Source organism: Variovorax sp. IB41 (assembly GCF_016405905.1).
Lineage (GTDB): Bacteria > Pseudomonadota > Gammaproteobacteria > Burkholderiales > Burkholderiaceae_C > Variovorax.
Genome location: NZ_JAEFCB010000011.1, coordinates 99,413 through 112,403 on the forward strand (window position 1 = coordinate 99,413; position 12,991 = coordinate 112,403).

The following is a 12,991-nucleotide window of genomic DNA, read 5'->3' on the forward strand; positions in this document are numbered from 1 at the left end:
CTCAGGCATGACCTCCGCTCCCCCAGCGCCCGCGAGCGCCGCGCCGCTCGACGTCCAGCGCATCGCCGCGATCTCGCTCGACCTCGACGACACCCTCTGGCCCATCTGGCCCACCATCGAACGCGCGGAAGCCGTGCTGCAGGAATGGCTCCTGCGCGAGGCACCCAAGACCGCCTCGCTGCTGCTCACGCCCGGCATCCTGCGCGAACTGCGCGAGGCCACCGCCAAGGAGCGCTCGGACCTCGCGCACGACCTGAGCGCGCTGCGCCGCGAATCGATTCGCACCGCACTGAAGCGCGCCGGCGAAGACCCGGCGCTGGCCGATCCGGCCTTCGATGCCTTCTTCGCAGAGCGCCAGCGCGTGACGCTTTACGACGACGCGCTGCCCGCGCTCAAGTGGCTCAGCGAACGTTACCCATTGGTCGCCGTGTCGAACGGCAATGCCGACATCCACCAGACCGGCGTGGGCCGTTGGTTTCGCACCGCGTTCAATGCGCGCGCCTTCGGCAGCGGCAAGCCGCATGCGCCGATCTTCCGCGCCGCCGCGGCCTCGGTTGGCCTCTTGCCCAAGGACGTGCTGCACGTGGGCGACGACGCCGAGCTCGACGTGGTCGGCGCGCTCAACGCCGGCATGCAGGCCGCATGGCTGGTGCGCGACGAGCGCCCCTGGGTGCACGGCGCGCGGCCGCAGCTGATCGTGCCGAACCTGCACGCGCTGTGCGTGGCGCTCGGCGCCTGAGCCCTATTCGAAGACAGGCCTGAAGAAGCTGCGTTCGTAGCTGAGGAAGCAGCGCGTGTCCTGCGCGTACTTGAACGCGGCCTGGCAATCGGGGTCCTGCATCGAATCGGCGCGGTACTTCTCGTAGGCCGCGAGGCTCGGGAAGCTGAACATGGCCAGCGCCACGTCGTTGGCGCCTTCCGAGGGCAGGAAGTAGCCGTGGTGTTTGCCGCCGAACTTCTCGACCAGCGGGATCCAGAGCTTGCCGTAGTGCTCGAATTCCTTGAGCTTGTAGGCGTCGACGATGTAGCGCAGGTAGCAGGTGACCATGTTCTTTGTCCAGAGGTGAGGGGCAATTGGCGCGGCCCGGGCGGGCGGCGGGCTGTCGGACTATAGTTTCCCGCTCCCCCGTCTCCGCATCCCCGATCACCTTTCGCGCAGGAACTCCGAAAGTGCACCTCTCCAACTGGCTCATCTTCTGCGGCGTGACGCTGCTCGTCGCCTTCACCCCCGGTCCGGCCGTGCTGCTCGCAGTGTCGAACTCGATCGCCGTGGGCCCGCGACGCGCGATGATCAGTTCGCTCGGCAATGCGGTGGGCCTGTTCATGGTGTCGGCCGCCGCGATGGCGGGGCTGGGCGTGGTGCTGACGACCTCGGCCTCCGCGTTCATGGTGCTGAAGGTGGCGGGTGCGGCGTACCTTGTCTACCTCGGTATCAAGCAGTGGCGCAACCGGGCCAGCGTGTTTTCCGACCTCGCCGCAACCGGCGCGCCCGCCGCGCCGCGCGCCGCATGGCGCCTGTTCGGCAACGGCGTGACCGTGGCGCTCACCAATCCCAAGGGCATCCTGTTCTTCTCGGCGCTGTTCCCGCAGTTCCTCATGCACGACGCGCCGATCCTCGGGCAGTTCGCGGTGCTCACGGCCACCTTCGCCGCGGGCTCGGTGCTCTCGCATGCGTTCTATGTGCTGCTCGCGCGGATGCTGAAGAAGCAACTGTCCGATCCGCGCCGCTCGAAGCTCTTCAATCGCGTGTCCGGCGGGGCCTTCGTGCTGCTGGGCCTGAGCCTGCTGCGGCTGCCGAACAAGGCGGCCTGACCGGTCAGTCGAGCGCGAATTTCTCGCGCAGCGCATCGCAGAAGTCCGCGGTGCCGCCGAGCGAGAAGGTGAGGGTGGTGAAGCGCGTGTCCTCGCGCATTTCCTGCAGGTCATAGTCCCAGGTCGCGCCTTCGTCCAGCGCGCCGCGCGCGTTCGGAAACGTGGCTTCCGCCCAGGCGATCACCTGTTCGATCTCGGCATGCACCTCGGGCACTTTCTCTGGCGAAGTCGAGGCCATGGCATCGAAGGTGCCGTGGCCTTCGGTGTCTTCGCTGTAATCGAAGTCGAGGTAGCGCAGTTCGGTCATGGGGTGGTCGAGGCCTTGGCGGCGGCCAGTCCGCTGAGTACGGCGCCTTCGAGCGTCGCGGGGTAGGGGCCTTCGGTGTAGTCGCCGCAAGCCAGCAGGCCGGGCGCGATGCGCATCGGTGGTCGTGCGAGCGCGGGCGTGCAGGCGAAGGTGGCGCGCTTTTCGACGACGGTCTGAATGATCTCCAGCGAGGTCTGGCCCAACTGCGTTGCAGCTTGCGCGATCACTTGCTGTTCGAGTACTTCGCGCGATGCTTCGTTGGCGCTGATGACCAGTGCGAGCACGCCGTCCGGGCCGCCGAGCTGGGTACGGTCGAACACGAACTGTGCGGGCGCCGTGGCCGGATCGCTGCGCAGTGCCAGCATCGGCTCCGCCAGCTTCGAGGCGCCGCGCACATAGACCGTGGCGATGGCTTCGAAGCGCAATGCCTCGGTGGTCTCGCACCAGCGGTCGGCCGGCAGGCCCGATGCACGAACGAGCCGCGCGGCATCCCAGGGGGCGCAGGCCAGGATGACCTGATCGAAGGCTTCGCCATCGACGCGCCACTCGCCGGCCTCAGGGGCGATGGCCCGCACGCGCGTTCCGATGCGCAGCGCCGCGCCGTGCTTGGTGAGCCACGCGAGCGCTGCATCCGGGAGAAGCGCGCCGAGGTCCGCACGCGGCAGCAACAGGTCCGCGCCGCCGCTGCCGCTGAAGAGCGCGTCGCGCAGCACGCGCAGGAACACCTCGCCGCTCGACTGGGCGACCGGCGTGTTGAGCGCCGAGACGCACAGCGGCTCGATCAGCTCCTGCATCACGCGCGGCGAAAGGCCGGCGCACAGGTCGGCGACCGTGGTGGTGCTGGCGCAGCGGAACCCCGAGAGCCGCCAGCCGATGGCGGTGCGCAGCAACGAAGACTTGTCCTGCCACGTCCAGCCGCGCGCCGTGAAGATGCCCACGAGCAGGTCGAGCGGCGCCGGCAGCCGCGGCAGCTTGAGCCCACCGCCATCGGCGAAGCGCAGCGAGAGCGGCAGGCGATGCAGCGCCTTCTCGACATCGACGCCGACTTCGCGCATCAGCTTCAGCGTGGCCGTGTAGGCGCCGATCAGGATGTGCTGCCCGTTGTCCAGCGCCAGCCCGTGCATGTGGTCGACGCGCCGCGCGCGCCCGCCCGGCATGTGCGCCGCCTCGAACAGGGTGACCGCATGACCGAGCCGCATGGCCTCGACCGCACAGGCGAGGCCGGCCCAGCCGGCGCCGATGACGGCTGTCTTCAAATCCGCCCCAGCGCCTGGACTTTCCATGCGAGCCAGAACTTGCGCACCGGCGTCAGGCTCACCCGCTGGTTCAACACCTGGAAGTCGTCGCGTTCGATCTCGCGCAGCAGCGTGCGGTAGATGCTGGCCATCATCAAGCCCGGCTTCTGCGTGCGGCGGTCGGCCACGGGCAGGAGGGCGAGCGCCTCGTCGTACGCGGCATGCGCGCGCTGCGCCTGGAACTTCATGAGCGCCACGAAGCGGTCCGAATGCACGCGGTTGAGGATCTCGTGCGCCTTCACGTCGAACTGCTGCAGCTCGTTGACGGGCAGGTAGATGCGGCCGCGCAGGGCGTCTTCGCCCACGTCGCGCAGGATGTTGGTGAACTGCAGCGCGAGGCCCAGCTTGTGGGCGTAGGCGGTGGTCTGCGGATCGGTCTGGCCGAAGATGCGCGCGGCGACCTCGCCGACCACGCCGGCCACCAGGTGGCAGTAGCGCGCAAGGCCTGGGAAGTCGAGGTAGCGGGTCTGGTCCAGGTCCATCTGGCAGCCATCGATCACCTCGAGCAACTGGCGCGCCTCGATGCCGTAGGCCGCGGCGTGCGGCATCAGCGCCAGCATGACTGGATGGCGCGGCGTGCCCGCGAAGGCCTGGGCCACTTCGGTGCGCCACCAGGCGAGCTTGGTGGCGGCCACGCCGGGGTCGCTGACCTCGTCGACCACGTCGTCGACCTCGCGGCAGAAGGCATAGAAGGCCGTGATCGCGGCGCGGCGCGGCTTGGGCAGGAACAGGAAGGCGTAATAGAAACTGCTGCCCGAGGCGGCCGCCTTGTCTTGCACGTATTGCTCGGGATTCATCGGGGAGGCGCTGCTTTCATGGGGCGCCATTGTCTCCGCATCCGCAGCGTCTTCCAGAGCAGCACAGGCGCATCGGCTTTGCCGATGGTGGGGCGCTCCGAGAAGGTGTCGAAGCCCAGGTCGGTGATCTTGTCCAGGATGCGAAGGCCCCCCTGCACGACCAGGCGCAGTTCCCAGCCCGCGCGGCCCGGTAGGCGATGCACCAGCGGCGCGCCTTCGTCCATGAGCTCGCGGGCCCAGAAGGACACGATCGACACCAGGTTGATGGCCTCCTGCGGCGGCGGCGCGGCCGAGAGTGGTTCGAACACCTTGAAGTGCTCGCGCGTGAGCCCGCGCCGGGCGCAATCGGTCAGCGGGAAGTAGAAGCGCCCGCGCGGCAGGTCCACGCTCGGGTCCTGCCAGAAGTTGATGAGCTGCAACGCGCTGCAGATGGCGTCGCTCTGCGCGAGCGCCTGTGCATCGTGCACGCCGTAGAGGTGCAGCAGCAGCCGCCCGATGGGGTTGGCCGAGCGGCGGCAGTAGTCGAGCAGCTCGGCGCGGTCGGCGTAGGTGCCGTGGTCGCGGGTCTTCTCGATGTCCTGCATGAAGGCGCTCAGCAGGTCGGCAAGCAGGTTCTCGGGCAGGCCGTGTTGCGCGATGCTGTGGGCGAGCGGCCCGAACACCTGAGGCCAGCGCGATGCGGCGAGCGCCTGGCCCTGCGCGGCGGCGGCGAGTTCTTCGCGGTAGGCGCGCAATTCGGCCAGGCGCTCGCCGGGGGAGGCGTCGCCTTCGTCGGCGATGTCGTCGGCGGTGCGCGCGAAGTGGTAGATCGCGGCAATCGGCGGGCGCAGGTGCGGCGGGCAGAGCCACGAGGCGACCGGGAAGTTTTCGTAGTGCGTCGGCGGGACGGCTTGGTGGGGAGTGGCGGACACGCCACGATTGTCCGCGACACGATGCCCCCGGCACTATGCTCGGTGCGTTGCCACTTCGAACAGCTCGCCCATGAACGCACCGGCCCCGGCCTCCAAGGCCCCGATTCCAGCGCAAGGCGCGGCAGGGCATCCGGCGGGGCCGGGATTGATGATCGCGGCGCTGGGCGTCGTGTTCGGCGACATCGGCACCTCGCCGCTGTACGCCTTCAAGGAAACGATGAACCCCGAGCACGGCGTGCCGTTCTCGCCCGATTCGGTGCTGGGGCTGCTGTCGCTGATCTTCTGGGGCCTGATGTTCGTGGTGACGCTGAAGTACGTGGTGTTCGTGCTGCGCGCCGACCACGACGGCGAGGGCGGCATCCTGGCGCTGCAGGCGCTCGCGCGCAGCGCGGTCGCGGGGCCCAAGACCCGGCCCTGGGTGTGGAACGCGATCGGTGTGCTCGGTTTGGTGGGCGCGGCCATGTTCTATGGGGACAGCCTGATCACGCCGGCGATCTCGGTGCTCTCGGCCGTCGAGGGGCTGGAGGTGCAGGCGCCTGTGCTGCAGCGCGCGGTGATCCCGATCACGGTCGTCATCCTGATCGCGCTCTTCATGGTGCAGAAGAAGGGCACGGGCGTGGTCGGCAAGATCTTCGGGCCGGTGATGCTGCTGTGGTTCATCGTGCTGGCCGCGGCGGGCCTGTGGCAGGTGCTGCAGCAGCCGCAGGTGCTGGCGGCGCTCGATCCGCGGCGTGCCTTCGGCTTCTTGATCGAGCACCGGGCGCAGTCGCTCGCGGTGCTGGGCGCGGTGTTCCTGGCGTTCACCGGCGGCGAGGCGCTCTATGCGGACATGGGGCACTTCGGCGCGAAGCCGATTCGCCTGGCATGGCTCTTCATCGCGCTGCCGGGGCTGGTGCTCAATTACTTCGGGCAGGGCGCGCTGGTGCTGGCGAACCCGGCGGCCATCGACAACCCGTTCTTCCGCCTCTTTCCCTCGTGGGGCGTGCTGCCGATGGTGGTACTGGCCGCGATGGCCACGGTGATCGCCTCGCAGGCGGTGATCTCGGGCGCCTTCTCGCTCACCGCGCACGCGATGCGCATGGGCTACCTGCCGCGCATGCGGGTGGTGCAGACCTCCGGCTCGGCGATCGGGCAGATCTACGTGCCCGCCGTGAACTGGCTGCTGATGGTGGGGGTGCTGCTGCTGGTGCTGGGCTTTCGCAGCTCGGGCGCGCTGTCGGCGGCGTACGGCATCGCGGTGTCGATCACGATGGTGACGACCACGCTGCTCGCCGGCATCGTCGCCTGGGGCCTCTGGCGCTGGAACAAGGTGGCGGTGGTGGTGGGCGTGGTGTGCTTCGCGGTGGTTGACCTGACCTTCGTGGTGGCCAACAGCCTGAAGGTGGCCGAGGGCGGCTGGCTCACGCTGGCGGTGGCCGCGGTGGTGATGGTGCTCTTCACCACCTGGGCCAAGGGCCGGCGGCTGGGGCTGGAGGCGGCGGCCGCCGAGAGCCTGCCGCTGCGCCCCTTCATCGAATCGCTCGCGCAGCACATGCCGCACCGGGTGAGCGGCACGGCGGTGTTCCTGAACCCCGACGCCACGGCGGTGCCGCATGCGCTGCTGCACAACCTGAAGCACAACCAGGTGCTGCACGACCAGGTGATCGTGCTGCGCGTGCTGGCCTGCGACACGCCGCGCGTGGACGCGCGCATCCGCATCGAGGCCGAGCAGCTGATGGAGGGCATCTGGGTGGTCACCGCGCGCCACGGCTTCATGGAACGGCCCGACGTGCCCGAGTTCATCCGCATCCTGGCCTACCAGAAGACGCTGGCGATCGATTCGATGAAGACCTCGTATTTCGTCTCCCGCGCCTCGGTGGGCGAGGAGAACCTGCCGGGCCTGAACCCGGTGCGGCGCGTGCTGTTCGGCTGGCTGCAGCGCAATGCGGGACGGGCGTCGGACTACTTCGAGCTGCCCGACAACCGCCTGGTGGAGATGGGCCAGCGGACCTGAAAACATCTGTCAACTGACCCGCGGGTCATTGACAGTGTTTAACGTTTACCCTAGATTACTAACCAGTGGGTCATTAAAGGCCCGGGTTTGTCCTTTCTTGGGTGTCTCATGACCGCCTCCACCGCTTTTCCCACTTTTCCTCCTCTGGTGCGCAGCGCCTTGTGGCTGCTGATTCCGTCCCTGTTCCTGGCCGGCTGTTCGCCCAAGCCGGCCGCCGAGGAGCCAGTGCGAGCGGTGAAGCTGGTGACCGTCGGCACCAGCGACTTCGACGCCCAGCCCGAGTTCTCGGCCGAGGTCCGGGCCCGCGTCGAATCGCGGCTCGGGTTCCGCGTGGCGGGCAAGATCACCAGGCGCCAGGCGGATCTCGGCCAGCATGTGCAGGCCGGCCAGGTGCTGGCCCAGCTCGATCCGCAGGACTACAAGCTGGCCGCCGACGCCGCCCGGGCCCAGCAGGCCGCCGCGCTCACCAACCGCGACCTGGCCGCCGCCGACCTCAAGCGCTACCGCGAACTGCGCGAGCAGAATTTCATCAGCGGCGCCGAGCTCGAGCGCCGCGAGACCACCTGGAAGGCCGCGCAGGCGCAGCTCGAACAGGCGCAGGCCCAGCTTTCCTCGCAGGGCAACCAGGCGAACTACACGACGCTCGTCGCCGACGTGGCCGGCGTCATCACCGCGATCGAGGCGGAGCCGGGTCAGGTGGTGCAGGCCGGCACGCCGGTCGTTCGCATCGCGCAGGACGGCGCGCGCGACGTGGTGTTCGCGGTGCCCGAAGACCGCGCGCAGGCGATCAAGCCCGGCTCGCCGGTCACGGTGCGCGGCTGGTCCGGCGGCAATGAATTGCAGGGCGAGGTGCGCGAAGTGGCGGCCAGCGCCGACGCGGTCACACGCACCTATTCGGTCAAGGTCGCCATCGACGCGGCCACCTCGCCGCCGCTGGGCGCCACCGTCTACGCACGTCCGCAGGCCCTGGCCCACGCCAGCACCGCCGTGATGAAGCTGCCGACCAGCGCCCTGCGCCAGGAAGGCAAGGGCACGGCGGTCTGGGTGCTCGACAAATCGACGATGACGGTGCGCTCGCAAGCCGTGCAGGTGGCCACCGCCGACGGCAACGAAGCCGTGATCGGCGGCGGGCTCGCGCCCGGAATGATGGTCGTGGCCGCGGGCGTGCACGTGCTCTCGCCGGGCCAGAAGGTCACCATCTACCAGTCCAAGGAGGCGGCCGCGGCCGCCGCCAACGCGAAGGACGTCGTGCAGGCCGTCGAGCCCGTCGCCGCAACCAAGAAGGAGATCGCTGCAGGTGCCGCCAAATGACGGAAGGCGCAGCGAACCCCACCGACAAGCCCCTCGACAAGCCCGCCGCCAAGTCCGCCGGCTTCAACCTTTCCAAATGGGCGCTGGACCACGCGCCGCTCACCCGCTACCTGATGGTGGTGCTGATGGTGCTGGGCGCCTTCGCGTACTTCCAGCTGGGGCAGGACGAAGACCCGCCGTTCACCTTCCGCGCGATGGTCGTTCGCACCTACTGGCCCGGCGCCACCGCGCAGCAGGTGGCCGAGCAGGTCACCGACAAGCTCGAGCGCACGCTGCAGGAGGCGCCCTATGCCGACAAGATCCGCAGCTATTCGAAGCCGGGCGAGTCGCAGATCATTTTCCAGATCAAGGACTCGTCCAAGGCCGCGGAGGTGGCCAACGTCTGGTACACGGTGCGCAAGAAGATCGGCGACATGCGCAACACGCTGCCCCCCGGCGTGCAGGGGCCGTTCTTCAATGACGATTTCGGCGATGTCTATGGCGTGATCTACGCACTGGAGAGCGAAGGCTTCAGCTACGCCGAGCTCAAGACGCTGGCCGACGAAACCCGCCAGCAATTGCTGCGCGTGAAGGACGTGGCCAAGGTCGACCAGTTCGGCGTGCAGGACGAGAAGGTCTACGTCGAGATCTCGCAGAAGCGCCTGGCGCAGCTGGGGCTCGACTTCAACGCGGTGCTAGCGCAGCTCGGCTCGCAGAACGCGGTGGAGAGCGCCGGCACGATCCAGTCGCCGCTCGATGTGGTGCAGGTGCGCGTGGCGGGCCAGTTCACCAGCGTCGACCAGCTGCGCGAGATGCCGATCCGCGGCACCTCGGGCAACCAACTCAAGCTGGGCGACATCGCCGAGATTCGCCGCGGCTACATCGATCCGCCGGCCGTCAAGGTGCACCACCAGGGCAAGGAAGTGATCGCGCTGGGCGTCTCCATGGCCAAGGGCGGCGACATCATCGCGCTGGGCAAGGCGCTGAAGGTGGCGACCGCGCAGATCGACCAGCGCCTGCCCATCGGCGTGAAGCTCGCGCAGGTGCAGGACCAGCCGGTGTCGGTGGCCAACTCTGTGAACGAATTCGTCGGCGTGCTGATCGAGGCGGTGGCCATCGTGCTGGCCGTGAGCATCATCGCGCTCGGCCTGCACAAGGGCGGGCGCTTCGGCTGGTACATCGACGTGCGCCCGGGGCTGGTGGTGGCGATCACCATTCCGCTGGTGCTGGCGGTGACGTTCCTGGCGATGAACTACTTCGGCATCGGGCTGCACAAGATATCGCTGGGGTCGCTGATCATCGCGCTGGGCCTCCTGGTGGACGACGCGATCATCGCGGTCGAGATGATGGTGCGAAAGATGGAGGAGGGCTACGACAAGGTGCGCGCCGCCACCTTCGCCTACGACGTGACGGCCAAGCCGATGCTTACGGGCACGCTCATCACTGCGGCGGGCTTTTTGCCGATCGGCATCGCCAAGTCGGTGACGGGCGAGTACACCTTCGCGATCTTCGCGGTGACGGTGATCGCGCTGGTGCTGTCGTGGATCGTCTCGGTGTACTTCGTGCCGTACCTGGGCACGCTGCTGCTCAAGGTGAAGCCGCACGACCCCGACGCGCCGCCGCACGAGCTCTTCGACACCCCGTTCTACAACGGCTTTCGCCATGCGGTGAACTGGTGCGTGCAGCACCGGTGGCTCACCATCGGCGCGACCGTGCTGGTGTTCGCGCTGGGCATCTTCGGCATGGGCAAGGTGCAGCAGCAGTTCTTCCCCGATTCGAGCCGGCCCGAGATCATGGTGGACATCTGGTTCCCCGAAGGCACCTCGTTCGCGGCCAACGAAGAGGTGGCCCGGCGCGTCGAGCAGCGCGTGATGAAGGAAGAGGGCGTCAAGACCGTGAGCACCTGGGTCGGCTCGGGCGTGCCGCGCTTCTACCTGCCGCTGGACCAGGTGTTCCCGCAGACCAACGTGTCGCAGCTCATCGTGCTCGCCAAGGACCTGAAAGTGCGCGAGCGCCTGCGCCTGCGCTTGCCCGCGCTGCTGGCCGAGGAATTCCCCGAGGTGCGCGGCCGCGTCAAGCTGCTGCCCAACGGGCCGCCGGTGCCGTACCCGGTGCAGTTCCGCGTGATCGGCACCGAGCCCGCGCAGCTGCGCGCGCACGCCGACGAGGTGAAGGCGGTGCTGCGCGAGAACGCCAACATGCGCGGCGTGAACGACAACTGGAACGAGTCGGTGAAGGTGATCCGCCTGGAGATCGACCAGGCCAAGGCACGCGCGCTCGGCGTGACCAGCCAGGCCATCGCGCAGGCTTCGCGCACGATGTTCAGCGGCACCACCGTGGGCCAGTACCGCGAGAACGACCTGCTGATCGACATCGTGCTGCGCCAGTCGCCCGATGAGCGCGAAGCCATCTCGGACATCGCCAACGCCTACATCCCGACGACCTCGGGCCGCTCGATCCCGCTCACGCAGATCGCCCGGCCGGTGTTCACCTGGGAGCCCGGCGTGATGTGGCGCGAGAACCGCGACTACGCGATCACCGTGCAGGGCGACGTGGTCGAGGGCCTGCAGGGCGCGACCGTGACCGAGCAACTGCTGCCCAAACTGCGCCAGCTCGAAGCCGGCTGGCTTGCGGCGGGGCAGGGCGCCTACCGCATCGAGGTGGCGGGCGCGGTCGAGGAAAGCAGCAAGGGCTCGGCCTCCATCGTGGCGGGCGTGCCGATCATGCTGTTCCTGGTGTTCACGCTGCTGATGCTGCAACTGCACAGCTTCAGCCGCTCGCTGCTGGTGTTCATCACCGGGCCGATGGGCATTGCCGGCGTCGCCGGCGCGCTGCTGGTGCTGGACCGGCCGTTCGGCTTCGTGGCGCTCCTGGGCGTGATCGCGCTCATGGGCATGATCCAGCGCAACGCGGTGATCCTGATCGACCAGATCGAGAGCGATCGCGCCGCGGGCGTGCCGGCGTGGGACGCGATCGTCGAGTCGGCCGTGCGGCGCCTGCGCCCCATCGTGCTGACGGCGGCGGCTGCGGTGCTGGCGATGATTCCGCTCTCGCGCAGCGTGTTCTGGGGGCCGATGGCCGTGGCCATCATGGGCGGGCTGATCGTGGCGACGGTGCTCACGCTGCTGGCGCTGCCGGCGATGTACGCCGCGGCATTCCGGGTCAAGCGGGAGCCGGCCGAGCCGGGGTCGCCGAAGGCACCGGAAGCGGCCCTCATTCATGCTTAAAATCGAAAGCTGACCGATTTCAAGCGGATGGTCTTCGGCACGAGGGATTCCCGAGGTGCCAAGAGGCCGTCCGCTTTTGCATTCACCTGAAAGATTTGGCATCGCGCGGGTGGCGAAATTGGTAGACGCACCAGGTTTAGGTCCTGACGTTCGCAAGAACGTGCCGGTTCGAGTCCGGCCCCGCGCACCAGCCTCTGCTACGTAGACGTTCTATCGAGCAGCGAAAAGCCCCCGTTCCACAAGGACGGGGGCTTTTTTGTTTTCACCAGTCGCTGCTGCTGGAACTGCTGTCGCTGCTGCTGCTATCGCTGCTACTGCTATCGCTGCTACTGCTGTCGCTGCTACTGCTGTCGCTGCTCCCACCGCTATCGCTGCTGCTGCTGCTGCTGCTCGAGTCATCCCACGAGCTCGTGTCCTTGATGCCGAAATCGTTGTCCACGAAGCTGCGGTCGGGCCGGCGCTCGGGCTCGGAGTCCGAGTCCGATATCGAATCCGATGAAGGCCACAGGCTGCTGCCGATGTGCGCGTTGTTGCTGCGGCTGTTGTTGAAGATGTTCACCGTGCTGCCTGCGCGCGGCTCTCGCCGACCGTTCATGGCCTCGCGCAGCACTTCGCCCACGATCACCGCGCCGACGCCGGCCACGGCGCCGGCGGCCAGCGCACCGCCGATGTTCGAGCCGTGGCTGGGCGGAGGCGACGGCGGGAATTCGCGGTCGCCATAGCCCATCGATGAGTCGCTCGTGGGCCGCGAGAACCGCGGCGCTTCTGCGACGGCGCCTGGCACCGGGAAGGTGACTGCACGCGAACGCCGCTGGAAGAACACGTAGGCGACGACGATCAGCGCCACGATGCCGATCGGGCCCCACGGGATCGAGCCGGTGGGCGGAAAGGAGTCCTTGACCACGGGAGCCGGCGCTGCGACCGGGCTCGGCGCGGGCAGCGGTTCGGGGGGCGCGATCTCCGCCGGCTTCTCCAGCTTGCGCTCGAGCTTGGTGACCGATTCGGCCTTCGCGAACTTGAGGCCCGGCGACAGTTCCTTGGCCCGGGCCAGCGCGTCTATCGCGTCATCGAGTTCGTCCTGCATCGCGAGCAACTGCGCGTGGACGAAATGGGCTTTCGCGCTCTCGGGATGGCTCTTCAGCACCTTGGCGATCATCGCGTTCGCGGCGTCCATGCGGCCCTTGTCCGCCGCGTCGTAGATCTGCTGGATGGTCGGCTCCTTCGCCTGCGCGCCGGTCTTGGCCAGCGTCGGCGAGGGCATCGCAAACGCGAGGGCGGCAAGTGCGAAGGTGAGGGCGGCGAAGAGGCGCTGGAGCATGGAGATCCCTTGGGGCAGTGGCGAATCGCCCGCCACTGTAA

At 68.3% G+C, this 12,991-nt stretch carries 11 protein-coding genes and 1 tRNA gene; 6 read left to right on the plus strand and 6 right to left on the minus strand.

Annotation, left to right across the window (positions count from 1 at the left end; translation table 11 throughout):
• The first annotated feature begins 7 nt into the window (after positions 1-7).
• Positions 8-739 carry an HAD family hydrolase gene (locus tag JC881_RS20080; RefSeq protein ID WP_198787464.1) on the plus strand — a complete coding sequence of 244 codons (732 nt, stop codon included), beginning with the start codon at positions 8-10 and terminating at the stop codon, positions 737-739.
• A 3-nt stretch (positions 740-742) separates the two neighbouring features.
• Here JC881_RS20080 and JC881_RS20085 read toward each other — a convergent pair whose 3' ends face one another.
• Positions 743-1,048, minus strand: coding sequence for an NIPSNAP family protein (locus tag JC881_RS20085; protein ID WP_198787465.1), 306 nt, complete (start codon positions 1,046-1,048; stop codon positions 743-745).
• Between the two features lie 122 nt (positions 1,049-1,170).
• Between JC881_RS20085 and JC881_RS20090 the strand changes: the two genes are divergently transcribed.
• Positions 1,171-1,812 carry a LysE family translocator gene (locus JC881_RS20090; protein ID WP_198787466.1) on the plus strand — a complete coding sequence of 214 codons (642 nt, stop codon included), beginning with the start codon at positions 1,171-1,173 and terminating at the stop codon, positions 1,810-1,812.
• Positions 1,813-1,816: 4 nt separating this feature from the next.
• Here the strand turns inward: JC881_RS20090 and JC881_RS20095 are convergent, their stop codons facing one another.
• The 4 genes from JC881_RS20095 to hpnC are packed head-to-tail and all read right to left on the minus strand — an operon-like array spanning position 1,817 to position 5,122.
• Positions 1,817-2,119: a hypothetical protein gene (locus tag JC881_RS20095; RefSeq protein WP_198787467.1), complete on the minus strand. Its 303-nt coding sequence runs from the start codon at positions 2,117-2,119 to the stop codon at positions 1,817-1,819.
• The gene (hpnE, locus tag JC881_RS20100) at positions 2,116-3,375 is read right to left on the minus strand and encodes a hydroxysqualene dehydroxylase HpnE (RefSeq protein ID WP_233101921.1); all 1,260 of its coding nucleotides are present in this window, start codon (positions 3,373-3,375) and stop codon (positions 2,116-2,118) included. Before hpnE ends, JC881_RS20095 begins: the two co-directional genes overlap by 4 nt.
• Entirely contained in the window at positions 3,372-4,211 is an 840-nt protein-coding gene (gene hpnD / locus JC881_RS20105; RefSeq protein WP_198787469.1) for a presqualene diphosphate synthase HpnD, read from the minus strand. The genes hpnE and hpnD overlap by 4 nt, the downstream gene beginning before the upstream one ends.
• Entirely contained in the window at positions 4,208-5,122 is a 915-nt protein-coding gene (gene hpnC, locus JC881_RS20110) for a squalene synthase HpnC (protein ID WP_198787470.1), read from the minus strand. Before hpnC ends, hpnD begins: the two co-directional genes overlap by 4 nt.
• 148 nt (positions 5,123-5,270) lie before the next feature.
• On the opposite strand from hpnC, the gene JC881_RS20115 reads away from it, so the two are divergent.
• The 4 genes from JC881_RS20115 (at position 5,271) to JC881_RS20130 (ending at position 11,822) form a co-directional block, all read left to right on the plus strand.
• Complete coding sequence (locus tag JC881_RS20115) at positions 5,271-7,115, plus strand: potassium transporter Kup (protein WP_198787583.1); 1,845 nt, start codon at positions 5,271-5,273, stop codon at positions 7,113-7,115.
• 108 nt (positions 7,116-7,223) lie between these two features.
• Entirely contained in the window at positions 7,224-8,426 is a 1,203-nt protein-coding gene (locus JC881_RS20120) for an efflux RND transporter periplasmic adaptor subunit (protein ID WP_198787471.1), read from the plus strand.
• On the plus strand, positions 8,423-11,632 hold the full coding sequence (locus JC881_RS20125; protein WP_198787472.1) for an efflux RND transporter permease subunit: 3,210 nt from the start codon (positions 8,423-8,425) through the stop codon (positions 11,630-11,632). Before JC881_RS20120 ends, JC881_RS20125 begins: the two co-directional genes overlap by 4 nt.
• A 103-nt stretch (positions 11,633-11,735) precedes the next feature.
• Positions 11,736-11,822: transfer RNA gene (locus JC881_RS20130), tRNA-Leu, on the plus strand.
• A 72-nt stretch (positions 11,823-11,894) separates the two neighbouring features.
• Here the strand turns inward: JC881_RS20130 and JC881_RS20135 are convergent.
• Positions 11,895-12,950: a tetratricopeptide repeat protein gene (locus tag JC881_RS20135; protein WP_198787473.1), complete on the minus strand. Its 1,056-nt coding sequence runs from the start codon at positions 12,948-12,950 to the stop codon at positions 11,895-11,897.
• Positions 12,951-12,991: the final 41 nt, after the last annotated feature.